Annotated in this window: 20 protein-coding genes; all 20 read right to left on the minus strand. The window is 68.2% G+C overall.

Features of this window, described 5'->3' with window-relative positions:
* Positions 1 to 137 precede the first annotated feature (137 nt).
* The gene (locus tag QZX93_RS06885) at positions 138 to 1,265 is read right to left on the minus strand and encodes an ABC transporter permease (RefSeq protein ID WP_295386038.1); all 1,128 of its coding nucleotides are present in this window, start codon (positions 1,263 to 1,265) and stop codon (positions 138 to 140) included.
* The gene (locus tag QZX93_RS06890; protein WP_295386039.1) at positions 1,262 to 1,876 is read right to left on the minus strand and encodes a CatB-related O-acetyltransferase; all 615 of its coding nucleotides are present in this window, start codon (positions 1,874 to 1,876) and stop codon (positions 1,262 to 1,264) included. The genes QZX93_RS06885 and QZX93_RS06890 overlap by 4 nt, the downstream gene beginning before the upstream one ends.
* Positions 1,873 to 3,600, minus strand: coding sequence for an ATP-binding cassette domain-containing protein (locus QZX93_RS06895; protein ID WP_295386040.1), 1,728 nt, complete (start codon positions 3,598 to 3,600; stop codon positions 1,873 to 1,875). Before QZX93_RS06895 ends, QZX93_RS06890 begins: the two co-directional genes overlap by 4 nt.
* A gap of 136 nt (positions 3,601 to 3,736) precedes the next feature.
* Positions 3,737 to 5,137, minus strand: a complete 1,401-nt coding sequence (locus QZX93_RS06900; RefSeq protein ID WP_295386042.1) for a hypothetical protein — start codon at positions 5,135 to 5,137, stop codon at positions 3,737 to 3,739.
* An 8-nt stretch (positions 5,138 to 5,145) separates the two neighbouring features.
* Entirely contained in the window at positions 5,146 to 6,057 is a 912-nt protein-coding gene (locus tag QZX93_RS06905) for a hypothetical protein (protein WP_295386043.1), read from the minus strand.
* Between the two features lie 4 nt (positions 6,058 to 6,061).
* Complete coding sequence (locus QZX93_RS06910; RefSeq protein WP_295386045.1) at positions 6,062 to 7,291, minus strand: hypothetical protein; 1,230 nt, start codon at positions 7,289 to 7,291, stop codon at positions 6,062 to 6,064.
* 15 nt (positions 7,292 to 7,306) lie between these two features.
* A complete protein-coding gene (locus QZX93_RS06915; protein ID WP_295386047.1) occupies positions 7,307 to 8,614 on the minus strand; it encodes a hypothetical protein in 1,308 nt (435 codons plus the stop codon).
* Between the two features lie 64 nt (positions 8,615 to 8,678).
* Complete coding sequence (locus tag QZX93_RS06920) at positions 8,679 to 9,746, minus strand: hypothetical protein (protein ID WP_295386048.1); 1,068 nt, start codon at positions 9,744 to 9,746, stop codon at positions 8,679 to 8,681.
* 25 nt (positions 9,747 to 9,771) lie between these two features.
* On the minus strand, positions 9,772 to 11,535 hold the full coding sequence (locus QZX93_RS06925; RefSeq protein ID WP_295386050.1) for a hypothetical protein: 1,764 nt from the start codon (positions 11,533 to 11,535) through the stop codon (positions 9,772 to 9,774).
* Positions 11,536 to 11,705: 170 nt separating this feature from the next.
* Entirely contained in the window at positions 11,706 to 13,067 is a 1,362-nt protein-coding gene (locus QZX93_RS06930; protein ID WP_295386053.1) for a S8 family serine peptidase, read from the minus strand.
* Positions 13,064 to 13,957 (minus strand): hypothetical protein, encoded by an 894-nt coding sequence (locus QZX93_RS06935; protein ID WP_295386056.1) that lies wholly within the window; start codon positions 13,955 to 13,957, stop codon positions 13,064 to 13,066. Before QZX93_RS06935 ends, QZX93_RS06930 begins: the two co-directional genes overlap by 4 nt.
* A complete protein-coding gene (locus tag QZX93_RS06940) occupies positions 13,954 to 14,229 on the minus strand; it encodes a hypothetical protein (RefSeq protein WP_295386059.1) in 276 nt (91 codons plus the stop codon). Before QZX93_RS06940 ends, QZX93_RS06935 begins: the two co-directional genes overlap by 4 nt.
* Positions 14,229 to 15,278, minus strand: a complete 1,050-nt coding sequence (locus tag QZX93_RS06945; protein WP_295386062.1) for a hypothetical protein — start codon at positions 15,276 to 15,278, stop codon at positions 14,229 to 14,231. The genes QZX93_RS06940 and QZX93_RS06945 overlap by 1 nt, the downstream gene beginning before the upstream one ends.
* Positions 15,279 to 15,305: 27 nt before the next feature.
* Entirely contained in the window at positions 15,306 to 19,127 is a 3,822-nt protein-coding gene (locus QZX93_RS06950) for a papain-like cysteine protease family protein (protein WP_295386065.1), read from the minus strand.
* Positions 19,128 to 19,446: 319 nt separating this feature from the next.
* The gene (locus QZX93_RS06955; RefSeq protein ID WP_295386068.1) at positions 19,447 to 20,442 is read right to left on the minus strand and encodes a BTAD domain-containing putative transcriptional regulator; all 996 of its coding nucleotides are present in this window, start codon (positions 20,440 to 20,442) and stop codon (positions 19,447 to 19,449) included.
* A 341-nt stretch (positions 20,443 to 20,783) separates the two neighbouring features.
* Positions 20,784 to 21,368 carry a hypothetical protein gene (locus tag QZX93_RS06960; RefSeq protein WP_295386071.1) on the minus strand — a complete coding sequence of 195 codons (585 nt, stop codon included), beginning with the start codon at positions 21,366 to 21,368 and terminating at the stop codon, positions 20,784 to 20,786.
* Between the two features lie 7 nt (positions 21,369 to 21,375).
* Complete coding sequence (locus QZX93_RS06965) at positions 21,376 to 21,855, minus strand: hypothetical protein (protein ID WP_295386074.1); 480 nt, start codon at positions 21,853 to 21,855, stop codon at positions 21,376 to 21,378.
* Between the two features lie 186 nt (positions 21,856 to 22,041).
* Positions 22,042 to 23,103 (minus strand): efflux RND transporter periplasmic adaptor subunit, encoded by a 1,062-nt coding sequence (locus QZX93_RS06970; RefSeq protein WP_295386077.1) that lies wholly within the window; start codon positions 23,101 to 23,103, stop codon positions 22,042 to 22,044.
* A gap of 3 nt (positions 23,104 to 23,106) precedes the next feature.
* Positions 23,107 to 23,892 carry a DUF2272 domain-containing protein gene (locus QZX93_RS06975; protein WP_295386080.1) on the minus strand — a complete coding sequence of 262 codons (786 nt, stop codon included), beginning with the start codon at positions 23,890 to 23,892 and terminating at the stop codon, positions 23,107 to 23,109.
* Between the two features lie 67 nt (positions 23,893 to 23,959).
* Complete coding sequence (locus tag QZX93_RS06980) at positions 23,960 to 25,744, minus strand: hypothetical protein (protein ID WP_295386082.1); 1,785 nt, start codon at positions 25,742 to 25,744, stop codon at positions 23,960 to 23,962.
* Positions 25,745 to 26,000 lie beyond the last annotated feature (256 nt).

Here is a 26,000-nt window from a genome sequence, read left to right on the forward strand (position 1 = left end):
GCAAACCGACTTCAAGCGAAACACAGGTTTATATTGCATCCGGACGCTTGCTTCTTCGGCAGATCTGCAATAATCAAACGCCGTATTTATTAGCCGTTAAGTAAGCCTCTATCTCAAAATGGTTCTTAGACAGCCTCTTACTCCAGCCGCTTGCTGAGAAGCCGCCGGCTCATGCCCAGAAAGAAGACCGCCATTAGGGCCAGGGCCGCGGCATTGGGCAGGATCACCGCCCAGACATCGCCGGCGAGAAACAGGGTCTGGACGATCGCGACAAAGTAACGCGCGGCCACCGCGTGGGTGATGAAGCGGATCGGCGCCGGCATGCTGCCAAGATCGAACAGAAAACCGGACAGCAGGAAGGCCGGCAGGAAGGTGGCGAGGATGGCCACCATACCGGCGACGAACTGGTTCTTGGTGACGATTGAGATCAGCAGCCCCATACCCAAGGCGGTGAGCAGAAAGAGGGTCGAGCAAAGCGCCAAGACCCAGACCGAACCGCGCAGTGGCACCCCGAACTGGAACACCGCCATCAGCACCGACAGCACCATCCCCCCCATACCCAGGACGAAATAGGGCAGTACCTTGCCGATCAGTATCTCGCGAATCGTCACCGGGGTCACCATCAGGGCCTCCAGTGTCCCGCGCTCCCACTCACGCGCAAAGACCAGCGCCGTCAGCAGCGCACCGACCAGGGTCATATTGACCACCAGCAGCCCCGGCACCAGATAGTTACGGCTTTGCAGTTCGGGATTGAACCAGATACGGGGCTCGGCCACGACCGGATTGACCAGCGGCCGGCCCTGCGACGACAGCTCTTGCCCTAACCAGGCGCTCCAGGTCCCTTGGACATAACCCTCCAGCAGACGCGCGGAGTTGGCGTCCACCCCATTGACAATCACCTGGATCGGCGCGTTGGCATCCCCCTTGAGCCGCGGCGCAAAGTCGGCGGACAACACCACCAGACCGCTCACGGTGTGGGCACGCAGGGCCTCCCTCCCCTCCTGCCGGGTGGCATAGACCCTGGGGGCGAAATAGATCGACTGCTGGAAGGCGCCGAGGAAGGAGGCCGTCTCCGCACCCGGCTGCTCAATGACCAGTCCGACGGGGACATGCTGCGAGTCCAGCGACACCCCATAGCCGAACAGCAGCAACAGCACCGCCGGCAGGACGAAGGCGATGGCGATGCTCGATGGGTCGCGCAGAATCTGCAGCGACTCCTTGCGCAGGAGGCCCAGCAGGCGGCGGTTGACAGGTCCGGTCTTCATCTTGTCCGATAGGCGCCAGCTTCGGCCTTCTCCAGGAATGCCTCGATTTGGGTGTTGAGCAGGTCCGGCAGGGCCCGTTCAATCTCCGCATCGGTCCAGTCCCACCATTTGAGCGCGAGCAGGCGTTGCACCGTCTGCTCTGGGAAACGCACCTTCACGAAGACCGCTGGGTTACCGGCCACCACCGTATAGGGGGCGACGTCGCGCGACACCACGGCGCGCGCCCCGATCACCGCCCCATCGCCGATGGTGACGCCCGAGGTGATGAGCGTCTCGGCGCCGATCCAGACATCGGCCCCGATGACCACATCGCCCTTGGTCCGGGGATGACCGGTATGGCCTCGCGCCGACTCCCACAGTGCGCTGAAGGGGAAGGTCGTGACCCAATCCAGTCGGTGCTCGCCCCCCAGCAACACGCGAACACCCGCCGCGATCGAGGTGAAATTACCGATCCGCAGGGTGGCCGCCGATCCAAATGATGACACGGCAAGATCGCCATAGGTGCCACGGCCGATCTGATACTGCGGATACTGTTCTGCCAGCGTGCGTGCGCGCCCGGGATGTAGACGCCGCTGAATCTTGCCGATCCTGCGTTTGAGCCAACGCTTCATGGTGAACCTCGATCCTGAATCAGCGCGATAAAGGCCTCTTCCATATCGGGCTCCGGCGCCCCGGGGCGCGCGGCCTGGGCCTTGATCTGCGTCGGCGTACCGATGGCCAGGACCTCCCCGGCCGCCATGATGACCAGACGGTCGCAATACTCGGCCTCTTCCATGAAATGGGTGGTCACCAGCACCGTCACCCCGCCCTGGGCCAGGGCATTGATGCGTGACCAGAACTCGCGCCTGGCCAGCGGGTCGACGCCGGAGGTGGGCTCGTCCAGGAACAGGATGTCCGGCTCGTGCATCAGGGCCGCCGCCATGGCGAGGCGCTGTTTGTAGCCCAGCGGCAGGGTACCGCTCTCCACCCCCGCCAGGTCCTCCAGTTCAAAGGCGTCCAGGGCCCAATCGATGCGCTGCGCGGCGTGCCGGCGCTTCAGGCCATAGGCACGGGCGAAGAAAGCAAGATTCTGTCGCGCCGAGAGGTTGGCGTAGAGTGAGAAACGTTGGGCCATGTAACCGATGCGCCCGCGCGCCTGGGCGGCCGCCAGGCGCAGATCCACCCCCGCCACCCGCACCTCCCCATTCGACGGCGCCAGCAGGCCGCAGAGCATGCGGAAGGTGGTGGTCTTGCCGGCCCCGTTGGCCCCCAGCAGGCCGAACACCTCACCGGGGTGGACGGCGAAGCTGACGTCCTGCACCGCGCGGAAGTCGCCGAAGCGTCGGCACAGGTCCTTGACCAGGATGGCATCGCCGGTGAAGCCCGGGGTGACCCGCACCTGGGGCAGCGGCGCCGCCGCCCGGTCGCCCTGGAGCAGGGCGACGAAGGCGTCCTCAAAGCGCGGTGGGACCAGCTCGCACCGCAGGCTGTCATCGGCGGCCTGTGCCAATGCGTCACAATCGAGCCGCGCCCCCTCGCGCAAGACCACCCGCACCGACTCGCCCTGGAGCACCGCGTCCAGCACGTCGGGCCGCAGCGCCACCGCGGCCTGGAGTTGCCGCCGGGTGGACGGCGCACCCGTCACACGCATCGTGCGGCCGGTGAGCGGCTTGCTGAAGTGCGCGGGAGGCCCCTGATCCACCACCCGCCCCTGGTGCATCAGAATCACCTCGGCACAGCGCTCCGCCTCGTCCAGATAGGCGGTGGAGAGCAGCACGCTCATGGCCTCCTCCTCCACCAAGCGGTAGACGATGGCCCAGAGTTCCCGGCGCGACACCGGATCGACCCCCACCGTGGGCTCGTCGAGCAGCAGCAACCGCGGCGGGTTGACCAGGGTGCAGGCAAGCCCAAGCTTCTGTTTCATACCCCCGGAGAGTTGCCCCGCCAGGCGGCGGGTGAAGGGGCTCAGGCCGGTCATCTCCATCAGACGCGCATAGCGGGCCGGGCGCTCGGGGACCGGCACGCCTTGGAGGTCGGCGTAGAGGTCCAGGTTTTCCTGGACGCTCAGGTCCTCATAGAGGCCGAAGCGCTGGGGCATATAGCCGATGCGCGACTGCACCGCCAGTGAATCGGCGGTCGCATCCAGGCCCAGGACCTCGATCCGGCCCGCATCCGGGGCCAGGAGCCCGGCGGCCAGGCGCATCAAGGTGGTCTTACCGGCCCCGTCCGGCCCGATGAGACCGGTCACCACCCCGGGGCTCAGGCTCAGGGTCACGTCGACCAGTGCGGTCAACCGGCGTTCAGCGGCGCGGAACGTCTTGTGGAGGCCAAAGGCGCGGAGGGGGGTGTGGTCCATGAGGCTAGTGTCCACCAGGGTGAGGCCAGACGCCAGACCGGCGTGCGATCCGCCAGAAACCGGTGGGGGGTTCGGGGCGCTCCCGCAGCCGATCGATCCGACCGGAGGCCGGTCGACCCTGTGGCTGTTGCCCGGCTCAGGGATGTGGCGCCGCGCTACCTGGCGCGGCGGGAGTCGCGACTGGATTGGCCGCGGTGACGGGGGCCGTGACTGGACTGGCCGGAGTGGCAGGAGCCGTGCCGGGACTCGTCCCGGTCCCGCCGGGAGTGGGTAGCGGCGTATCCGTGCCGGTCAGCCCGGGCGACTGGCGGTCGAGCGAGCCGTCCAGTGAGCGCATCTGTTCCTGATCGGCCGCCCGCTGCCCGGTCTCACGCTGGCGACGCTCCTCGGAGGCCGTGCGCGCCATCTCCACATCAGGGTTCAAGGTGTTGGCGCGGATGCGATCCGCGTTGGCCTGGGCTGCCATGCGGTTCAAGGGCAGGTAGTCGCTGCGGAAGTTGATCTCGACCGAGGAGTTCAGCTCCAGGTCCGTGTTCAATTCCTCGTTGCTCTGGCTGCGCTGGGTGGAGACATAGCCGACGGTGTTCTCGATATCGGCGCTGGCCCCCCAGGGGCCGAACCCGAAGCTGCCGCCGGCGCGCACCCGGTTCTGCATATTAAAGCTGCTGCCCTGCACGCTGTCGGTGGCGCTGCGCGTGTCCACATGAAAGCGCATGGATGCATGAATGCGCCCGCTCTCCACCACGATGCGCTGCATGCCCAACATCACCATGGTGGCCAGCATCTGCTGGCGCTGGCGGGCCATCTGTCGGCGTGCCAGCGGGACCAACTGCTCCGGGTTGGAGGCATCCACGGCCACCGCGGGCTCGATTCCCAGGGCGGCGCGCACCTCCTCCGCCTTGGGCATGGATGCGTTCGGGCGCAAGCGCAGGCGGAGCGGCTCCTGGTCTTCCGGGGCGGGCGGGGGGTCCTGCGGATCGACCTCCGGTTCTTCCAGTTCGAAGCGGTCCGGGAAGCGCTCGACCAGTGAGCGGCGCACCGCATCCTGACTGAACTGCGTGTTGGCGAATCCGTCCAGTGAGGCGGAGACGTTATTCAACAACTCCACGTACATCGTCATCTGCTGGGAGGTGGAGTCCAGCATGGCGCGGAAGACGCCGTTGATGAGGTCGGTGACGAAGCGCGGGAAGGACACGGCGTTGAGTACGCTGCGGGTCGTGGATGCCACCCGGTCGGCGGCGGCGCCGAACCCCGGTGCCGCTTGGGCGCGGGCCAGCGGCCGGGGCGCCCCGGTCGTGCCGCTACCGCTGCCGCTCAGGCCGGACTCCGCCGTTAGCTCCTCGCCGATCAAGTGCGCGGCCAGGGCCGAGACCTGGACCATGGCCCGAGCCAGGGAGCGGCGCCGCTCGGAGTCCAGGTCCCGGTAGGCGGCGGAGCGATCCAGGATGTCGCGTACCGCCTCGCGCACCCAGGTCGGCGGGGCTGCGTCGGGGGTGGGTGGGCGGCGCGTCCCTGGATTGGGCAGCGGGGTGGTCAAGGGATACCTCAGGCCGGGGCGCCTTGGGCCTGACGCCAGGTCTCGGCAGCCATCATCAAGGCCGGGAAGTCGGCCGACGCGCCGTCCAGGTGCAGTGGCCCGCCGCGGGCGGCCCGGGCGAACCAGCGCAGGATGACCTGGCCGCTCTGGCCCAGGTCCAGGTGGCGCTGGAGGTCGAAGGTGGCACCGTCGCCCTGGGCGGCGGCGGCACGCACCAGTGCCCACAGGTTGGTCACCCCGAAGGCCCGTTGCAGTGCCGGATCGCCCAGGAAGCGCAGGGACTCGTTGATGGCGGAGACGATGTCGCGGGCGGCATAGGCGGTCATGCCGCCCGCGCGCTCGGCGAGAAAATCGCTCAACCGGCGCGCCGACTGCTCCAATGCCGCGGCCTCCCGCCAATCCGGGACGCCCCGGTTGTCGGCCTGGCTCACGATGTCCCCGACCAGGGCGGCGAACAGCCGCTCGAAGTGGGGCGACTCGAACACCCGGCCGAACAGTTGTTGCCGCTCCTCAAGGGTTAGCCGGTTGCGCCGACCCTGCCAGAAGTGGCGCAGTAACTGCCCGGCGGTGCCCAGGTCGGCGGTGATGGCGCCGCCGGCATAGAGGCCGGCGACGGTCTCGGCGGTGCGCAGCAGCCCGGCCTGCTCCAGTTGGTAGGCCAAATAGAAGGGGCCAAGCGCGGCCAGGCTCTCGGCCTGCTCGCCCGCGTCCAGCCCGGGGGGCAGCTCGATATCGCCCAGTTCGCCCAGGATGAGCGCCAGGCGCAGGTCGTGCCGGTCCAGGCTGCCCAGGGCCAGGGTCAGCGCCGCCGCCAGTTCGGTGACCTGGGTCTGGGCCCGCACCTCGCCCGACGCCCACGGGAGGGTGCCGGTGTGCTGGCCGGACTGGCCGGTCGGCGTGTCGCGGGTGGCGGTCCCCATGATCTCAGGCCGCCTGGCCCCCACCGCTGCCACCGGCGGCGGTACCGCTGCGCTGCTGGCTGGGCAGTACATTGGGGTCCACCGGCCGGGAGTTGCCCTGGATGGCCGCGATCATGTTGGGCGATGCGAGCTTTTCCATGGGGAAGTAATCCGACTTGAAGTTGACCCGCACCTCCCCGGTGAGCTTGGCCTTCATCTCGGCCTTGGACTCGGAGGTCTCCTCCACCGAGGAAGAGACGGTGGTGACGTGGCGCTGTTCATTCGTATTGACCGAACCGGCCCCGCCCCAGCCCCAACCGCCACCGGCGAACGAGGTGTTCTTGTTGCGGCTCGACTGGGAATCGTAGAGCGAGGCCCCGGCCTGGCGGGCGGCCTGGTCGCTGCTGCGGAAGTCGAACACCACCTTGGCATTGATCAGCCCGTCGGTGACCACGATGCGGTTGATGCCGAGCATGACCATGGAGGCCAGCAACTGCTGGCGGCTGCGCGCCATCTGCAACCGCGCCGCCTGCACCAGTCGCCCCTCCTGCTCGGCGTCGGAGACGTCGGTGACCGGCTGGGCCAGGGCAAGTTCCTGGTTCATGCGCGTGAGGAAGCCATCCGCGTCCTCGGACTGGACGGCGAGCACCGGGCTGCCGGTCTCCCCCGCCGCCTGGTGGTCGATGGTCAGGTCCCCCGGGAACTTGTCCACCAGCCAGTCGCGGGCGTTGTTGAGGCTGATATTGTCCTGGGCGAACTGATCCACGGTCTGGGCGACCGATTTGAGCATGTCCGCATAGGCGTTCATCTGCTGGATGGACGCGGTGACGATGGCCTGAAACACGTTCTGGACCAGGCCGCCGACGAACTGTGGAAAGTCCACCGCACCGACGAACTTGGTGAACTGCTCGCCGCCCTCGCGCATGGCTCCGGCCTTGAAGTCGGACCCGGCAAAGGTGCCGAGCTTGTCCGAGGCCTTCTGCTTGGCGGCGTCCACCGCGTCCGCCTGGGCCTTCGCGAGGACCCCGCCCGCGGGTCCCAACTCCTCCTTGGCGAGCCCGTCCGGGTTGGCCATATAGGCGGCCACCCGCACCATGGTGCGGGCCAGGTCCCGTTGCTTGTCCACCGGCAGTTGCCGGAACCCCGGGGAGGACTCCAGCAGGGTGCGCACCTGGGGGCGCACCGCCGCCAGGGTCTCGTCGTCCAGCCAGTGGCCACCCGTGGCGGGGGCTGCCGCAAGTGCCGTCGCGGACATCGCTGCGCTCCTCCGTCAACGGGCCGGTTGCGACGGCTGGGCCGGCGTGCCGGCATCCCCGCGGCCGCGGGACTGGGCGACCGTCTTGACCATACCCGGCTGGGCGTTCATCTGGATGGCGGCGATCGCCTCCGGGTTGGCCATCTTCTCCAGCGGCAGATAGTCGCTCTTGAAGTTGACCTCCACCGAGCCGGCGAGCGACGCCTTGGCGGTCAAGCTGGCATCCAGCGAGGTCTGGGAGGCGGAGGCGAGCTTGAGCACCGGCTGGGAGGTGCTCTTGTAGGTGCCCTTGGAGTAGTAGCTCGCGTCGCGCCCCCCGGTATCGATGGCGCCGTCCGCCGAGCGCGTATAGCCGCGGCTGGATGACTGGCTGCTGCCCTCGTACGCGCCCTCATTGGTGGTGCTGGTCAGTCGCTTGTCATAGTCGAAATTCTGGGCGCTGCGGCGGAACTGCATGTTGTCCCGCGCCTGGAAGTCGTACATCACCTTGGCGGAGATCTTGCCGTCGGTGACGACGATGCGGTTGATCCCGAGCATGACCATGGTCGCCAGCAATTGCTGCCGGCTGGAGGCGACCTGGGTGCGCGCGGCCGGGACCAGCACCGATTCCACCAGATCGTCGTCGAGCCGGCTGAGCGGTTGAGCGAGCGGCAGCGATTGGTTCAAGCGGGCGATGGCCGCCGGTTCGTTCACCCCCTCGCGCAGCGTCACTCGCGGCCCGGCGGGGGACTGACTGCCCGTACCGCTGTCGCCGCTGCTGCCGAAGTCGCCCCAGCCGCCGGTGTCGATGCTGAGTTGGAAGAGGTCCGGGAACTGCTCGACCAGTTGGTCGCGGCCCTGGTTCTGGGTCACGTTCTCATCGCGGAACTCGTTGAGGCTCTTGGCAACGTCCGACACCAGCTTGGAGTAGGCCTCCATCTGCTGCATGGATGATTGGACGATGGAGTGGAAGACCCCGTCGATCAGCCCGGCGACGAACTCGGGGAAGTTCACAGCCTGGAGCAGTGCCCCCGCCACCGCCGCCCCCTCGCGGGCACCCTGGGCGGTGAACTTGCCGTCTTCCGGTCCGCTCTGTTGCTGGTCCCCGGCCAGGGCACGCGCCCCGGGCGGCTGCGACCGGGGCAGGCGGATGCCGTCGGGCTCCGCCAGGTAGCTGCCGATTTGCACCAGGTTATGGGCCAGCTCGCGCTGATGCGCCGGGGCCAATGACTGAAAGGAGGGGGTGCGCTCCAAGAGGTCGCGCACCGCGACGCGGGCGCTCTCGTGGGTCTCGCGACTGACCGGCGGGGTGGCGGCGGGCAGGCGTTGGGGCTGGCTGGACATGATCGGCTCCTGGGCCCGGGGGCAGGCGCGGGCGGTGTGGGCGAGGCGGCAGACGTGGGGCGGCTCAAGGTGGCGGCCGACTCGGCGACCGACCCTCGGCAATGGTGTCGCGCAACTCGAATTCGATGGGACGGATATAGAGGCTGATGCGCGCCGGCGACTCCGGGTTCACGCGCACGCTCAGGACCGAGAACTGTCCGGCCTCGTCCCCCTCGCCCAAGCCGAAGGCGTCGAGCCAGCGCGCCAGTGCATTGAGTTGGCGCGGCCGCTCCGCCAGGCCGAGTCTCAGCAGATCGAGGAAGCCCGCCGGCAGGTCCGGGATGGCACCGAGCAGGATCTCAAGCTTGAGCTCCACCCCGGCCGGGGTATTGCGCAGCCCGATCAGCACCCCGCCATTGGGGATCTCGAAACGCCCCCCGAGCGCCACACCGATCACCCGCATCAGGCTCGGCAACTGGTGGCCGATGCCCAATTGATTCATCAGCGGCCCAATCTGCGCCAGCACCAGCGACCCGCGGTGCATGAAGGTCACCCGTTGACTGGCCGCCTCGCGGCGGCAGCCGATGGAGGTGAAGATCGGCATCAGACTCGGCATCACCGCGATGGCAAGCCGGGTCAGGCGGGCCAGGTTAGGGGCCAGTGCATCGATCTGACTCGGCAACAATTCGTAATAGACCTTGGCGGCGTAGAGCCCGTCCTCGTCGAAGGCGCTGCCCAGCCAGGCCCCGTAGGACATCCAGCCGAGCCCGCCCATGCCGCGCCATTCCTCGCTGCGCGAATCGAACCAGCGCAGCGCATCGGGTCCGAAGACCGGACGGATCAGGCGGCGGATCTCCCGCGTCGCCTCGTCGCGCCGGGTCACCGGCGACACATGCGGCCCCATCGGCTCGATGGTGAAGCGCAGTACGTCCGGCTCCTGTTCGCAGAAGGACGGCTCGAAAGGCACCGCGCCCGGGGTGAGTGCGTTGCGACCATAGGTTGGATCGTCGTCGGGCAGGGCGAAGGAACGCTCCAGCAGGTCGCCCACCAGGGGCAGCGGGTTGCGCACCTTGAGCGCCGCCGCCGCCTGGGCGATGGACTGCATCACGTGACGGGCCATCGGGGCCTTCGGACTGTTGCTCCACTTGGGCATGGCAAACCTCCGCAGTCAGGCGTCGTTACATGCCCGGCAGGCTGATACCCGCCGATTGCAGTGCGTCGCGGGCGAACTGGGGCATCTCGATGGGCTTGGACGTGGTAACCGGTGACTCAATCGGTTGGGAGTATTGCTCCACGCTCTGGTCCTGCACCCCGCCCACCGCCAGCCATTGCTCGCACGCCTGGACCAGGTCCCAGTCGGTGGGGTCCACCGTCGGGTTAGCGCTACCGAGCGAACGCAGTTGCGGGCTGGTCAGCGCGTCCACCGAGATGGCATCGATGCCATAGCCGCCGGACAGCTTGCGGCCATTGTTGGCCAGCCAGCGGATGATCACGGCCCCGGCGCGGGCCTGGGTGCGGTAGCGCTGGGTGTTGCGGTTGCTGCCCAGATAGGTGGCATTGACCTGATCGATGACCTGCCACATGTCGCGCGCACCGAAGGCGCCGCGGATCTCCGGGTTCTGCAACAGGTCGCGGAACTCGATGATGGTCTGCTGCAACTCGGTGGCGGCGAAGTAGGCGATGCCGTAGCCGTGCAGCGACAGGTTGGCCGCCAGGTCCCGTCCGGACTTACGCACCTGCTCCTGGGTCACCGCCATGGGGACGCTGTTGCGCAGGAGCCGCTCCACCGTGAGCTGGCGCGAGAAACTGGACACCGCGGAGACGAAGCGCAGCCACAGGTCGTTGAAGTCCCGGTTGGGCAGACTGGCGTCCGGGTCCCCGCCGGGGGAGCCAAAGGCCCGCATGTAGAGCTCCCGGCGTTCGGTCTCATTGATGCGCTCGTTGGCCTTCTTGTAATAGTTGTAGAGATAGTCCCCGGCCTTGCCCTTGCCGAGCGGCAACATGCCCTGGCGGAACAGCTCGACGATCTGGTCCACCACCTGGAACAGCCGCATCTCCTCCAGCATGTAGGAGAAGTAGATGGCCTGCGTGGCGTGCAGGTTGGCGGCGATGATCTCCACGTCCACCGGCTCTTCCAGGTCCGGCAGGCGGATCTCCAGCGACGAGGGCGCCGCCCCGGTCACCACCCCGGTCTGGGTGTCGAAGGCGTTGTCGATGCGATTGGCGAGCCAGGGGTCGTTGGCACTTACCCCATCGGCGACCAGGCGGCGGACCACCGCGGCGACGGTCTTGGCGCTGATCGCGTAGACCGGGTCCAGGCCGGTCAGGACGAAGGTGCGGGGACTCGTCTTGGTGCCGTCGATACCGCTGGCGGTGATTTCTTTGGCGGTGACCTCCTGGTCCACGACGCCGCGGGTGATCTGGCTCTCCAGTAACACCCGGAACTTCTCGCCGAGTCCGCTGAAGACCTTATCGAACAGTGCGCGCGCCTGCCGGTATTCGCCCTGGGCCTCCACCACCCGGCGCACGAAGTCCCGGGTTCCGGGCTCGACGATATTGTCGAGCTGGAGCAGGCCGCTGATGGCGGCGATCTCGCGCTCGTTGTCGGTCAGCGCACTACCGCCGTTGGCGTCGCGCTGGCTGCCCAGAAAGCCGTGGACGTGGCGGTACGCCGTTTTACCGTCGATCTTGTCCACCGTCGTCTGGAGGTAGGCGGCCAACACGGCGAGATAGAAGGGGTCGATGACCCATTCGGTCAGCAACCCCCGTTCGAGCTCGGCCAGTTCCTGCCGCTGGGCATCGGACAAACCGCCGCTGCGCTCCCTGGTCTGCTCGACGATGACCAGTCGGCGGTGCCGCTCGCGCGCCGCGGTGCGGGCCGCGAGCTCGCGTTCGCTCAGATCGACCAGTAGAACAAAGGGTGTATGGGTCGAGTCTATCATGGTCTTGCCTCCTGGGTTCTGGGCACTGGGATCGCGGGTGGTGGCGCGCGGTTGCAGCTGCGCGGCGTTGCCCCCCGGTTCCGGGACGGGCGCCGGCGGGTCTGACGGCGCGCGCGGACCCGCCCGCGCGCGGGTCGGCGGTGGCCGGTTCGACGGTTCGCCGGGCGGCTTCATGCGTTCTCCTCCAACCCGGCGTCGATCGCGGCGTCCAACTGCTCCAACGCCGCCAGGGCGTCCAGGATGCCGGCCCCGCACCCCTCTTGGTGCGGATCGGCGAATGGCCGCGCCGACGCCATGAGGATGGCGCGTGCCTGCTCCGGCATCAGCGGATAGGCGCGCCGCTCCGCCCGCGCCGCCAGCAAGGCCGCCACGCCGGCCACGAAGGGCGCGGCGAAGCTGGTTCCGGAGGCCGAGGTGAGCCCGTGCAGATCGCAGGTGCGGATGGACTGTCCCGGGGCGCACAAGGCGACGTGGCTGCCGCGGGTGGAGAAGCGCGCCGGGAGCCCGGCCTGGGTGACCGCACCCACCGCGATGACCCCGGGATGGGCAGCGGGGTAGTAGCACTCGGTCGCACCGGAGTTGCCGCTGGCCGCCACCAGGATGCAGCCCCGGTCCAGCGCATAGCGGACGATCTCCGCATGCGGCAGCGGGTCGTCGGGACCCAGGGCCGAGGCCGGGGTACCGAAGCTCATGTTGATCACCTTCACGCCCAAGTCGATCAGGCGCTTCATGCCCTGGTCGATGTTGGCAATGGCGCCGATACCGATGCGGCGCCCGCCGCCCCCCAATGCCGCCCCCAGCACGCGCACCGGTACCAGGGCGCAGACGCCGCCGGCCCCGGGCGGCAGGGACTCGCCGCTCGCCACCAGGATCCCGGCGCAACCGGTCCCGTGGCCCACCTCGTCGGCCGGGTCCTCGTCACGCCCGCGGTTGTCGCCGACCAGGGTGTAACCGGTGACCTCATCGGCCCCCAGGTCCACGGTATCGAAGCCGGCGCGTAACTGGCGGGCGATCTCACCCTGCCCGAGGGTCACCCCGGTGTCCGCAAGACCAATGGCGACCCCGGCGTCGCCGGGTTCGTAGCCGAGCGCCTCCGGCAAACGGATCAGTGCCCGGGGCTGCCAATCGGCGTCCGCGTCCGCGACCCCGTGGGTGGTCTCGAAGGGCGCCGCGGCCAGGTAGTCCGCGCTCGCCCGCTCCACGATCGGAAGCTGGCGCAGGGCGTCCACCAAGTGGTGCAAGCGCTGGTCTTCAGCGACCTCCACCCGGAGCACCCGCGCCACCCCGGACAGGTGCTCGGCGGTGTCGAAGCGCCCCCGCCGCGCCTCGTGCAGCCGGGTCACCCGAGCCGCCGCGCCGAAGTGCCGCAGTAGCCGGTCGATGGGTCCGCCGTCGATGCCGGCGGCCGCCGCCGCGATGCCGCGGCGCCGCTGGACCTCGCTCGGCAGATCGTCGGGGGCCTCGCCCAAGCTCAGGGTGAGCAACAGGCGGCCGCGTACCCGCTGGGCGCTGGCGCGGTTCAGTCCGATCATCGGCCGTCCCCCGCACCCGCGTCGCCGCCGGCCGCCGCAGCGGTCGGCACGTGCGGTGCCAGATGCACGGTCAGGGATTGACCGTCACCGAAATCGATCTGCGCCTCCTGCCCGAGTTGCGACGCCGCGGGCTCGATCACCAGCTCGTGCTCCAAGGCCAGCACGATCGGGACATCCATGCCCGCCGAGCGGATCACCGGTGCGCGACCAGCCTGCATCAGATTGATGCCGCGAAGTTTCAGGCGGGCGGCCGCCGGGGCGATGGTCGCCGGACCGGGGGTGGGCAGCGGTGCCGACACCGCGCCGCCGACCGCCGGACGCGGCGCTGGCGCCAACGACCCGATGGGCTCGGCCGGCAGCGGCTGGACCGTCGTCACCCGCGGGGCCGCCGCCCGCACCAAGGCCTGTTGCAGTCGATTCACCGGCAGCCGGGACAGCCGCGCAATCACGTCCGCGCCCGCGGTTCGCTTGAGCTCGTTGAGTTGGGTCACGGTGCGCACCCCAATGCGCTCCAGCCGGCGCTGATCGTCCTCGGACATGCTGTCGCCCAGGGCGTCACGCAGGTTGAAGCGGGGGTCTTCCGGTGCGAAGTCCACCGCGTTCTCCTCGATCATCGGCTTGGTGATGGTGGTCAGGGCGAGCCGGATGCTGCTCGCCTCGCCGTCCCCAGGGCGCGCCGGGCGGATGTAGATCTCGTCGTCGACCATCGAGACGAAGGCCCGCAGATCCAGCGATACGTCCTTGACCGCGAAGGTCAGCGGCAACTTGGCCACCCGGGCCTTCACGGCCATGGCCGCCTGGGCCTTGTCGAGTTGCTCGGTCAGGGCCTGGATGAACAGGTCGAAGGGCACACCGCTGTCCTGGACCAGGGGCGGAAGGGATGCGCTCATGGGGCGGACTCCGGTGGTGGCGCTGTCGGTACCTGGACCCAGGCCAGTTGCAGCGCGGCGGGCTGGGCGGTCCAGTCGTGCGGGTGGCGGCTGCGGGCTACATCCGCGAGCAGGACGCAGCGGCCGTCGCGAAACACCGGCTGCATGTCCAGCGGCAGGGTGAGTTCGAGTCCGCTCAGGGTGATGGGTAGCCCGGCGGCCCTGGCCTGAGCGGCGAAGGGCTCAATGGCGCCATGCAGGTCCAGCAGGACCTCACTGAGTTCGCGCAGCATCAACGACCTCCCGTGGGCGGGCCGCCGGCGCCCGGCGTGGCCCGGTCTGACACCGGGGTGGGCGCGGGGGCCCCCACCGCACCCTGGGCGCTGCGTGCCACCGGGGAGTTGCGCTGCACCAAGGCGATGCGGGCGGCATCCGCCAGTTTCTCCAGCGGCAGGGTCTCACTCACGAAGTTGAGCTTGACCTCACCGAAGAGGTCGGCGCGGATGTTGGATTCACTCTGGGCATTGACCGCCAGGGTGGAGACCATGGTGGTCGCACCCCCCCCGCCAAGTCGGCCGCGCTCGCCCCAATTGGCGGCTGACTGGGGATCGCTGCCGGTGGCAAAACCCACCTGACTAACATCCTGGGCGGCGGCACGGAACTGGACCTTGGCGGAGATGGTGCCGTCACGCACCGCCACCCGGTTCATGCCGAGCATCACCATGGTGGCCAGCAGTTGCTGGCGGTCGGCACCGATACGCCCGCGCACCTGGGGCAGCAGGGTCTCCTCCAGGAGTTCGGCGGTCAGTTCGGTCCCCTCCAGCTTGAAATCGGCGAGCCAGGCGGGGCTCTGGCCCGCGGTGCGCGCCTCCAGGTGCGGCTGTCCGCCCTCGGCCCCGGGCAGGATCAGGCGCACCTCCGCCGGGTAGCGCTGGGCCAGCCAATCGCGTGCCTGGTTGGGGGTGACGTTCTCCTCGGTGAACTGGTTGACCGTCTTGGCCACCGCCGAGACCAGGCTGCCGAAGCTCTCCATCTGGCGGATCGAGGCATCGACGATGGCGTCGAAGGTCCCATGCACCAGGCCGGCCACGAACCCGGGAAAGTCCACCTCGTCAATGGTGGCGCCCAGGCGCCGGGCGATGGTCTCGGTGGCCGGGGGCTTGGCCGCCGCGGGGCTCGCCGACGCCGTGCCGGACTGGGTGGCGTCGGGTTGGTTGGCAACGGGCTGGCCAGAGGTCGGGTTCGCCGAGGACCCCGTGAGCCCCTGGCGCAAGGAACTGACCGCGTCCAAGGCCTGGACCGGGAAGATCGCGTTGCTGAGCGGGCCGCGTGGTGGGGTCATGATGACACCGGTCGTTGACGTCTCGCCTCAGTCCCACCGACTGTCGCCGTCGTGGCGACCGTTGGCGTAGATCCGGAAGTCCCTGACCGCGGTCCGATTGCCCTGCGAAGTACCGATGAAGCGGTAGCTGATGCGGACCTTCAGCGCGGCCAGCGCGGGACCGGGCACCGGGGCGGGATCGTCGTCCTCAACGGTGGCGTTCACCTCGCAGGCGTAATCGATCTGCGCCGGGTTGCCGGGCTCGATGCGGACCTCCCCCACGGCAGCACCGGTGTAGCCCCAGGTCAGGGTCAGCGGCAACGGGACCGAATCTGGCTCCAGGCACGGCCAGTCGGCGAGACTCAAGGACTGGTCCTGGGTCGGCGCGACCACGGCCGGGGCCGGGTCCGGATACTTCAGGCCTTGGAGCTGTTCCAGCGACCAGGTCACCCGGCCGGATTGCCCGCGCCGCACCTGTAGCGTCGTGCCGGGGATGCGCCCGGGTTGCTGCAGGCCAAGTTCCTCCGCGGCGAAGGCGCGCACCGGCGCCGGCGGCGCGGCCCAGACGCTGCGGCCCGCCGCGAGCGACTGGGAGGCGGCCGCGGTGGACGGCAGGTGCAGGATGCGCCAGTTGCCGTAATCCGGTTCCGCCATGGTACCGAAGTCCGAGGCGAAGCGATTGAACGGCTGCCAGGACTCATAGCCTTGATTGGCGGGGTTGAAGATGACCGGGTCGGCGTCGAACGTCACCCGCACGTCCCAGGGGTTCAGGATCTTGACGCTCACCGAGGCCGGGTCCGAGGTATCCCCGCGCAGACCCGCCACCACCACGGCGTGGGGCGCACCGACGATGACCACCCACAGCGGCCCGAACTGACCCAGCCACTGCTCCCATTGGCTGGGGTCGAAGTACAAGCTGGCGTTGGACGGGACCGTGACCTCCTGGAACCGGTAGCGGTCGCGCAGGCCGCGCATCAGGGTCCAATTGTAGGCACCGGGATAGGACTGGAGCAGGCTCGAGCCGATCTCGTTGACCAGTGACTCGGGCGAGAGCGTGAGTGACTGCTGCCGCTCCTGGGAGCGGCGATAGGCCACCACCATCGCCATGGCCGCGGCCCAGCACAGGCGCTTGTCCGGTTGGGGGATCAGGGGCACCTGGTAGTCCAAGTCCACCGTTTGCGTTCCCAGCGCCTGGCCGGTCAGCGCCTGGGCCATGGCTGCCGGACGGCGACCGCCGGTATCCGCGGCGTGCAGGATCTGCATCTGATAATTGTCGCCGCTGTTGCCCAACCGGCCCTCGTAGAGCGCGAGGAAGTTCTGGAAGGACAGGCGGACCGGGTTCGGCGTCGCGGTGCCCGGGTCCAGAACCAAGACTGTGGTGTCGCTGCCGTCCGGATTACCGTCGCTCTCCATGCCGATCAGTACGCGGACATGGCCGCCCCCGGCGGCGCTCGCCAGGGTGTCGATCCACAGCGGGCCGTAGGTGTCCAGCAGACGGCGGAACTCATCGACCGGGTAGCAGGCCGGCGGCTCCGGGACCAGGTCCCAGGCAAGCGCCAGTTGGGGGCGGTCCCGGGGGTACAGGCCCTTCGCGTAGGCCTCAAAGATGGCCGCCTTGGCATCGACCTCGGTATCCGGTATCGACTGCCGACGGTCCCAGCCGGCAACCATGGCAGCGGCGGCCGCCCAACAGGACATGGGGCTGGTCTGGTGGACATGCGAAACATCGTTCCAGTAGAGCGCGAAGGACTCGTTGGCCAGACTGCGGCCCAGCCCCGGCCTGGTACCGCCGGTCCCGCTCAGGCCCAACGCGGTGGTGAGGCCCTCGATCCAGTCGATCTTGGCCGGGGTGATGAAACAGCCCCGATTGAGTCCCTGCGCGGCCGGCGCCCCACTGACATGGACCCCCGCCACCAGCGCCTGCAAGACCCCGTCCACCTGTCGGATGTGGTAAATGGGCGAGCCACTGGCCCCATGGAGCGTGAGGATCGGATAGTCGAAGGTCTCAAAGGCGCTGCTCTTCACATAGCCCGCGTGCAGATGTTGCATGTCGCCGTTGATGGCATCGGTCAGTTCGGGCACGGCGTCGGACTGAGCGGAATAGCCGCACACGACCATCGCCATCCCGGGGCCCGGGGTTTGATTCAGAAACTCGAACCAGCGGCCGTCGGGTGCCGCGATAGGGACGTTGTCGATGACCGCGAGGTCATAGTTGCTGCCCTCTGCGGGGTAGCGGTTGCTCGGCCGCCAGTTGGTGACGCTGCAGCGCCCGAAGGGCTCGCTGGCGTCGTTCTTGCCCGGAATGATGGTCAGGCTGGTCGCCCCATGCACCACGTGGCAGGCGGTCAGGATGCGGTTGCGACCGATGTAGAAGCCGGTACCGGCCCCACCGTCGTTCCGTTCTAGATAGCAGATGGCCGAGTGCGGAAAGATGCGTGTATTGGGCACCCCGGCGAACCACTCCTCGCGCGCCTGGCTGAAGGCATCGTTCTGGCAGGTGAGGGCGCTGGCCGGGTCTCTCGGGTTATAGAAGGGCGTGATGATCTCTTGGGCCCGCACCACGGCCGGGCGGCCCAGGGCCAATCCCTGCGCCTGCGCCGGTGGCGGTGGCGCGTAACAGGTGCGCGAGGTCACGAGACCGAGGTAGTAACCCCAGTCCCAGACCGCATTGGGGCAACCGGTGTGGGTGGTCCGCGGGTCCGCCTCGGCGTGCCCCAGGATGTGGGTGCGGTCATGGGGGATGCCGTAGCGGTCGCACAGCCAGGCGACCAGGGCGGCGGAGGCGCAATACTGTTGCGGGGTCGGCCGCAGGCCGCGGGTATTGGCCACGTGCTCGATGCCGATGCTGGTGGAATTGGCGGAGCGGGCGTGCCAGGCCACGTCGTTATGAGCCACCATCTGTACCACCTCGCCGTCCTGGCCGATGACGTAGTGGGCACTCACCCCCGCCCGGGGGTTCTGGAACCAGGCGATGGTCCCGTTGATGCTGGTCCCACCGTCCGTGATGTGGATGACGATGCGCTCGATGGTTCGCGTGCCGGCGGTCGCCCGATAGTTCTGGGGTGCCGCAGGCACATAGCGTCTCGCCTGCGGGTACTCGGGGGCGCTGAGGACCAGGCCAGCCGCAACCGGGGTGCCGTCCGTCCCCGCCGCATCCGGAATGGGTCCGTCAATGCCGCGGTCATCGTCGCCCCCCGCGTCCTCGGCGAGCCCGAAGGCGGAACGGCCGAGTGACTTCGCCGCGGGTGTCGGTGCAGCGGCCAGGCCCGGCGCGGGTCTGCCCGACGCCGCGGCGCTGCTGGGCGTCAGCGGACCGAACCCGTCGTCATAGGGCACGGGACCGACGGGTGCCCCCGTCGGCGTGGCGGGGCGCGGTGCAGCCTGGGGAGTGCCCGGGGCGGCATCCCCCGCCGGTCGCGCGTCGCCGCCCCACACCAGGCTGGCGGCGGCCGTACCGCCAGCGTTGCCGGCCACCGGCCGTGCGGCCATCCGGCGCAATCCGCGTTCGGTCAGGCCCGCGATGTTCACGTACATGTGACCGTCGGTGGGAGTCTGGACGAAGTTGGGCACACCGCCGCTGCTCTCGTCATAGGTCGCCAGGCCGAAGTACAGCCGCGGCTGACCCACAAACCCCGCCATCACGTCCGCCGGTAACAGGTACACCGCCTCGCCGCGGCGGGCCCGCAGGGCACCGCCCGCGCGGCTGGAGAAGAAATTACGGCGATTACGCCGGTTGCGGCCGTCGGGGCGGAACAACTCGGGATCGGTGGCCACCCCGACCTCAAACAGCGGGCTCTCGGTGCGAATGCTGAACCCGAGGACACTGAACCGATCGTCCACGGAATCGCGGTTGGCGCGAATGACTGGCATGGCTCACTCCTTCAGTAGACCTGACGAGAGGCTACCGGGGCGCCATCACATGGCGATCACCACGCCGACACGCCTACATCACGAAACTGGCGGTACACAAGACCAGTCCCGGCGCCGGACCAACGACGCCACCTGGCGAGTCCCGGGTAACGGCCATGGCCGTTCCCCCTCCCGCCCTCCCCCACGAGGGGGAGGGAGAATTGGACCGCGCTCCCGGCGCGACTTTCACGGTAACCCTGAGGCGTGCGGTGGTGACTTGTGCAATTCAGGCACAATGGCGATCCAGCGGGGCCTGCCCCGCCAGCCATCGACCCGGACATCAATCGGGCGGCGCGGCCTCTGACTGCTGGGCATTGAGATAAGCAAGCAGTTGGCGGTCCACCTCCGCGAGCAGGCGGCGCGCCGTCTCCAGATGCTGACTCGGCGCAAGGCGCTGGAGTGAGGCGTCATCGATCATGCCCGCCGCCTGTGCCAGTGCGCCCGCCGGCCATGCGGTCGGCCGGGGCCCGGTACCACACTCAACCGTTTCCCCCGCCGCGCGCCCGGCGTGGTCGGCGTGGTCCGCAATGCGCCGATACAGAATCAGCGTCTCACGCATGGGTGCAACGGCCAACTCGCGCCGCAGGTTGTCGCGGCACAGTTCAAACTGGCGCAGGGCCAGTGTCCGCTGGCCTTGCATGACGTAATAGCGCATCAGGTCACGATGCACGTCCTCCCGCAGGGGGTCCAGGTCGAGGATAGCCTGGGAATAATCGATCGCCCCCAGGTAGTCCTGCCGCACCGCGTGGATCTGGGTCAGACGCCCGAGCGCATTAAGATAGAGGCGCCGATAGCGTTCCCGCTCTACCGAGGCCCAGGGATCATTGAACCCGGTCAGGAACTCCCCCTTGTAGAGGAGCAAAGCGGCTTGCAGATCGCAGATGTCGGCAGGCGAGAGTTGCGGCAGGGGCTTACCCAGCCCGGCGCGGGTCAGACGCGCAAACTCGTCTACATCGAGCCAGACTTCGCCGGGGCCATTGAGCCCCAAAGCACCCTGTCGGTTGGTAACCAGATAGTCCCCGACCTTGGCAGGGGCCTGCTCGATGGCCTTACGCAGGCGCCACAAGGCCGTATTCAGGGGGCCGAGGCTCATCGCGTCCTGGCTGTCACCCCACAGCGTCTGAACGATCTGCCAGCGACTGAAATAGCGGCCGCGGCCCAGCGCGAGAAACGCCAACAGCGCTGCCTGACGCGTCGGCAGAGTGATCGCGTGCGCCCCGGCAACCCCAGTGCCCAACGCCACAGACAGCGACCCGAACAGTGTAACGCTGAGCATCGACGCCTCCCGGACCGGAGTGACCAGGTTGAGAGATAACGGGGTCGCCGCCCTGGGGATCATCAGTGACGTGTTGGCGGGTGTTGCGGCGTTAACGCGGAAGTATAGGATACGAGGTTGGAAATTCAACCACCGGAGACCGTGTCATACGCCGACGCCCAACGAACGACCGGCATCGCCGTTGCGCGGGTACCGGCAAGATCGCTGAGGATCACGGGCGCCGCCGGCACCACACCAAAATAGTCCCGAGCCCGCGCTACCCGCACTGGCACACGGGCATTGGCGGCCATTCGGGGTGGCAGCGAACGATGTCGTGCGCCGGCCGCGACGCTCTGCGCACCCTACTTCAGCATAATTTGGTACTCGAGCAGAACATAGCGTCCATCCATGGCCTTTATCCTGGCGATGAAGCTACCGACCTGCTCCACCTCATCTCCGGCCTTTTTCCATTGTGCGGGCGTGCCATGGGGGTTGGGTGTCCCCCCGGAATCGGCACGATAGATTACGCCGTTGGCGAGATAGGTTTGTCCACCCAGATCGGTCAGGCTTCTGATCTGCGAGAAGGTATAGGCCTCGCCGTCGGCCAGTGCCTGCGTATAGGTCGCACTACGGTGCCGCGCGACCTTCTTGCCAAAATATTTCTCGGTGGTGGCATCGACCTGCGTACTGGGAATCATGACCGAATTGCCGTCTTTGCTCGTTTGCAGGGATGCGCGTCGATTGATCAGGTTGTGTGCCAACGCAAACTCAAGCAAGGTGGCATCGCTCAAGGTCTGCGGCGTGAAGCTCTTCAGGTTGGCCTCGGAAAAATTGCTGAAGAAGACGTTGAGCGTCTTTTGTCGGGCCGGATCGAGTGTGAGTTCAGCTTGCGCCATCACCGCGAGACAGGGCGTCAGCAGGCACAGTAAAACTAGAAATTTTTTCATGATAGCATCATTCAACATAGCTGCCTCTACTGAACTTGAGGACCGTGTCGCCGCCTCCGACACACACATCGTTATAACCGGCGCTCTTGCTGGCCAAGGGCACGAAACCGTCGCAGGGTGTCTCGGTGTCCGCGGGAAAATAGACCTCGTCGGATAGCGCAGTCCATTTGCCGGATACGCTGGCGAATACCTTCATGCCGCAGGGACCATGCGGGGCCGAAGAGCAGCAATACGCGTATTCCAGGTTGCCGTCGGCATTCAGATCGACCGCGTAGCCTTCATCGTAATTGCTACCCGTCTTCACATCGCAGCCGGACTTCGCCAGGTATTTACGCAGCTCGGCCGGCAGCGCCTTGGCATGCACCGTTTTGCAGGTCTGCTGCGCCGCTTCATCGCGTGGCCCGCATTCAGCAGAAACTGGGGCGGGCGACAGTATCGCCGCCATAAGGGCAAGTGGCGCTAAACCATTAAGTGTGTTATGCCTCATTTCTGTTCTCGGTCATCCCAAAAAAGGATTTAGCCGCACATGAACGCAAACGAACGCAAATAAGTACAAGAGGTTAGCCCTTGCTCGCTGAAGCAGACAGCGAGCCCGGCGGGTGAGCCGAGCCTGTTCGATGAAAATCGATAGCCCACTGATTTGTTTTGCGTTTCATTGCGTTTCATTTGCGGTTTAACTGCTCTTTTTTTTCGATTGCGGGGGCGCCACCGCCGCTGGCGGACAGCCCGGTTGCCCCAAGGGCGCGGCGTTCAGATCGATCTCCACCGTCACCGGCATCCCCTGGCGCAACTCGCCCGCCGGGTTGCAGACAAAGACCCGCGCCTGATAGACCAGGTCCGCCCGCAGTTCCGTGGTCTGGACCTGCTTGGGGGTGAACTCGGCACTGGGCGAGATATAGCCGACCCAGCCCGGATAGGACTTACCCGGAAAGCTATCGCTCATGACGCGTGCCGGCTGGCCCGGCTGGACCCGCCCCAGGTCCGGTTCGGCCAGATAGACCCGCGCCCACAATGGCTCGGTGATCGCAATCGTATAGACCGGCCGATCCGGCGAGGCCATATCGCCGACCTCCAGGATGCGATTTTGCACAATACCAGCGGCCGGGGCGACCAGTGTGGCGTAATCAAGGTTAAGCTGCGCGCTGGCGAGTGCCGCCTCGAGTCCGGCGAGTTGGGCCGCGGCGGCCGCGATATCCTGCGCCCGACTCCCGGCCAGCCCCAGGTCCAGGGCGGCCTGGGCGGCATCGACCCTGGCCGCGGCGGTCTTGGCGGCGGCGGTCGCGTCCTCGGCATCCTGGGGGGACCCCAGCCTGCGCTTGAGCATCTCCTGGGCGCGCCCGGCGCGGTGGGCGGCATTGGCCGACTCGACGCGCGCCGCCGCCAGGTCCGCCCGCAGCTTCTCGATCTCCTCCGGCCGCGTGCCCGCGATGCGCTTGTCGAGTTCCGCCCGCTGGGCATCCACCTGGGCGCGGGCGAGGTCACGGGCCTGTACCAGTTGCCGGTCATCGAGCCGACCCAGCGCCTGCGCCGGCGCCACCTGCGCCCCCTCGCTCACCGGCAACCCGGCGATCCGCCCACTCACCTCGAAGGCCAGGTTGACCAGGCGCACGTCGATGTTGCCATAGAGCCAGAGTGGCCCCGACTCCAAGCCCGCCCCACGGTGTGACGACCGGTAAAACCACCAGCCGCCTGCGCCCAGGGCCAGCACCAAGAGCAGGATCAGCGGCTTTTTCATCGGTTACAGACGATTCTCCATGATCAGGAACCAGGGGCGCCGCGGCAACGCACGCAGGTGGCCCCGACCGTCCAGTTCCAGGGTGGTCCTGGAGACCGAATTGCGGACATTGCCGCCGACCACCTCCAGCCGCTGGCCGGACTTGGCGACGACCAGGTCGCAGTGGGTATTGACACCCTGGAGCATCCAGGGGCTGGTGTAGCCATCGGCACCCGAGGGATGCGCCCCCCCGCGCGGCGCGCAGATCAGGTCGCCCGGGTCGGGGCTATAGTCGGCCACCCGCCGCGGGATAAAAATGCGTCCCGGGAACACCGCCTGGTCGATGAGGCTGGCGAGATAGACCGAATGGGCGGTGGCCCGCTGGAACTGGTCGCGCGGCACCCCGGCCGCGTCCATCACCCAACTGATAAAGGCGGCGGACCAGGGCTGCCGGCAGTCCATGCCGTCGAGCCCAGGTTTGCCGACCGCGCGCCAGTACATACTGACCCGATCGCTGTGGACCGCGTCGTCGTCCTCCCAGGAGCCGACGTGCGGGATGCTCTCGTCGGCTCCGTGGAAGACCACCGTCTGACGGCCGAAATACTCCCACTCGCCGAGCGCGCGGTTGATCATCGCCCGTTTGAGGTGCGGATCGGCCTCCGGCGGCGAGCCGATGGGCACGCCGGCCCAGGTGAGGCGGGGGGGAACCGGCTTGCGCGGGGGCGTGCTGGCACAACCCAGCAGGCTGAGACAGACCAGGGTACACGCGGTAAGCCTGGGCCAGAGGGGGGCGGCGGATTGAATCGGCACAAAAAAACTCCTTTGAAATCGATTGATCGGGCCCTGGGTGGTGAAACCGGCCCAGCCGGGCCGGGCGCTAGCGCGGCGGCCGCCGGGCCTCGTGGAACCAGGGCCGGTACTCCTCCATCCGCGCGCGCTGCTCGGCGCTCGCCTGGCGGTGGCAACTGGCGTAATCGGGGGTGTTCGGGGAGGCCCCCCAGCGCCGCTCGATACAATCGTTGGGATTGTAGGCCACCTCCAGCCCCGGTCGGCGGGCGTAGATGTCGCGCAGACTGAGCCGCTGCGCGCTGCCGTCGCTGCGGGTATAGGTGACGAACTGCTGGTCCAGGCTGCGCGCCTGGAGCTGCTCGATGCGTGCGGCGGCCTCCGCCGGGCGCTCGCCGCGCAGGACATACAGGTCGGGATAGCGCCGGATGCGCCCCGGCAGTCCCTCCAACACGTTGAGCGCAATCAGCAAACGCATGTCGCGCGACGGGGTCGCGAAGTCCTCCCAGGGACCCGTGGTCTCGAAGATGGCCGGGCCCTTGGGCATGGGGATGGTGGTCCCCGGGTGGGCGCGCATGTAGGCCTCGCCCTTGGCCACCGAGTCCACCCTGGTGTTGAGCTGCTCCATCAGGGCCTCCAGGGTGGCTTGGTGCGCCGCCTCCGGGTCCAGCCCCTGCGGGTTGATCTGCCGTTCCACGCGGGCGTAGAAATCCGCGGGCGCAAGCCCTGCCTGCTCCAGGGAGAAGGGCGGTAGGCCGGTGCCGGCGCCGAGCGCGCTGTTAGGCAGCAGGCGCAGCCCGCCGCCGCCGGTGCGGACGAGTGGGCGAAACGCCTTAAACCCCGGTCCGGCGCTGGGGGTATCGGCGAACAGGAAGGTCCCCTCCCAGAAGCGCTTGCGGGCCACCGAGTTGTCCGGCTGGGCATCGACCGCGAGCAGCAGCCCGGGCTCGCCCGGGCGCTGGGCGATCCATTTCACCACCACCATCACATGACCATAGGGGTCGGCGTAAATGGTCCCGGGCCAAAGGCTCGAGCGCTGCAAGGCCACCGGATAGATATCGGTGGACTCGTCGCGCAGGTCGGTGCGTCCGCTGCCCGAATGGATCACATTCATGACCCGTTGGCTCACCCCCCGGAACGCGCTCGCCCCGGCAGGGGAGCCGACGAAGGCACTGTCGAACTGCGCCCCCTGGCAGCGCGGCGCACTGCTGCGGCTGCCGCGGCTGCACGGGCGGTAGGCGATCGGCAGGCCGAGTTTCCAGGCGAAATAGGCGCGCAGGTAATAGGGCAGGTCGGCACAATCCGGCTCGGCGGACAGGCGATTGTCCTCCCCGGCGCCCAGGAAGTTGAACAGAAAATTGCGCTGCGGGTTGTGCAGCACCGGGGTGAGCGAGTCGAAGCTCAGTGACTGTTCGGGCGGGGCGTCGAACAGGCGCTCGACCCAGGCCGAGAAGAAGGCCGTGGTCGCCAGATCCCACTCGCCGCTGCCGCGCGGCGCCTCGCCGCCCCCGATCCGGACCTCGGCACAGGCGGCGACCCGCCCGCCGCGCAATGCCTCGATCCGGTAGGTCCCGGCCCGGGTCCAGTTGACGCTGCCCGCGAGCCCCCAGGGCGGCCCGCCGGCACTGGTGGTGCGGATGGTCGAACGCTGCCCGGCGGCATCGGTGACCTGCACCTGATCGAGTGCGCCGTCGGTCGCCACCGCCAGCACCTCCAGGGGCTCGCCTGGCTTGGGCCGCAGCGGGGCGGTCCACACACTGGCCTCGCCATCCTGACGACAGGGGGGGGCGGCAGTGGCCGCGGATGGCAGCCAGGACCCGGTCAGCGACAGGGCCAGGACCACCAGCAGTAGAGTTGAAGAGGTGCGCGATAGCATCGGTAACCACAGGAACCCAGGTCAAGGTCCCGCGAGTGTATCCCGGACCGGCCAGCATGGCGACCCGGGCTTTGTGACAAGGCGGCGGATCGGCCGGCACGCTGATCGCTCGCCCGGGCACGGCAAATCCGTTCTAGCCCGCCGTGGCTGGCCGTCCCCGCCGACGGCGGGAATTTTCGGTCATGCCCAGGTAGTCGAACACCAGGCGGACGTTGCGTGCCAGGCGCTGGATGGTGGCGGCGACGGTGTCGCGGGA

It is taken from the genome of uncultured Thiodictyon sp. (assembly GCF_903946935.1).
Taxonomy (GTDB): Bacteria; Pseudomonadota; Gammaproteobacteria; order Chromatiales; family Chromatiaceae; genus Thiodictyon.

What these genes read in the sequence shown, in the direction of transcription:
- QZX93_RS06885 (WP_295386038.1), bottom strand. Translation starts at nt 1,265, where the DNA reads ATGAAGACCGGACCTGTCAACCGCCGCCTGCTGGGCCTCCTGCGCAAG.
- QZX93_RS06890 (WP_295386039.1), bottom strand. Translation starts at nt 1,876, where the DNA reads ATGAAGCGTTGGCTCAAACGCAGGATCGGCAAGATTCAGCGGCGTCTA.
- QZX93_RS06895 (WP_295386040.1), bottom strand. Translation starts at nt 3,600, where the DNA reads ATGGACCACACCCCCCTCCGCGCCTTTGGCCTCCACAAGACGTTCCGC.
- QZX93_RS06905 (WP_295386043.1), bottom strand. Translation starts at nt 6,057, where the DNA reads ATGGGGACCGCCACCCGCGACACGCCGACCGGCCAGTCCGGCCAGCAC.
- QZX93_RS06910 (WP_295386045.1), bottom strand. Translation starts at nt 7,291, where the DNA reads ATGTCCGCGACGGCACTTGCGGCAGCCCCCGCCACGGGTGGCCACTGG.
- QZX93_RS06915 (WP_295386047.1), bottom strand. Translation starts at nt 8,614, where the DNA reads ATGTCCAGCCAGCCCCAACGCCTGCCCGCCGCCACCCCGCCGGTCAGT.
- QZX93_RS06920 (WP_295386048.1), bottom strand. Translation starts at nt 9,746, where the DNA reads ATGCCCAAGTGGAGCAACAGTCCGAAGGCCCCGATGGCCCGTCACGTG.
- QZX93_RS06925 (WP_295386050.1), bottom strand. Translation starts at nt 11,535, where the DNA reads ATGATAGACTCGACCCATACACCCTTTGTTCTACTGGTCGATCTGAGC.
- QZX93_RS06930 (WP_295386053.1), bottom strand. Translation starts at nt 13,067, where the DNA reads ATGATCGGACTGAACCGCGCCAGCGCCCAGCGGGTACGCGGCCGCCTG.
- QZX93_RS06935 (WP_295386056.1), bottom strand. Translation starts at nt 13,957, where the DNA reads ATGAGCGCATCCCTTCCGCCCCTGGTCCAGGACAGCGGTGTGCCCTTC.
- QZX93_RS06940 (WP_295386059.1), bottom strand. Translation starts at nt 14,229, where the DNA reads ATGCTGCGCGAACTCAGTGAGGTCCTGCTGGACCTGCATGGCGCCATT.
- QZX93_RS06945 (WP_295386062.1), bottom strand. Translation starts at nt 15,278, where the DNA reads ATGACCCCACCACGCGGCCCGCTCAGCAACGCGATCTTCCCGGTCCAG.
- QZX93_RS06950 (WP_295386065.1), bottom strand. Translation starts at nt 19,127, where the DNA reads ATGCCAGTCATTCGCGCCAACCGCGATTCCGTGGACGATCGGTTCAGT.
- QZX93_RS06955 (WP_295386068.1), bottom strand. Translation starts at nt 20,442, where the DNA reads ATGCTCAGCGTTACACTGTTCGGGTCGCTGTCTGTGGCGTTGGGCACT.
- QZX93_RS06960 (WP_295386071.1), bottom strand. Translation starts at nt 21,368, where the DNA reads ATGAAAAAATTTCTAGTTTTACTGTGCCTGCTGACGCCCTGTCTCGCG.
- QZX93_RS06965 (WP_295386074.1), bottom strand. Translation starts at nt 21,855, where the DNA reads ATGAGGCATAACACACTTAATGGTTTAGCGCCACTTGCCCTTATGGCG.
- QZX93_RS06970 (WP_295386077.1), bottom strand. Translation starts at nt 23,103, where the DNA reads ATGAAAAAGCCGCTGATCCTGCTCTTGGTGCTGGCCCTGGGCGCAGGC.
- QZX93_RS06980 (WP_295386082.1), bottom strand. Translation starts at nt 25,744, where the DNA reads ATGCTATCGCGCACCTCTTCAACTCTACTGCTGGTGGTCCTGGCCCTG.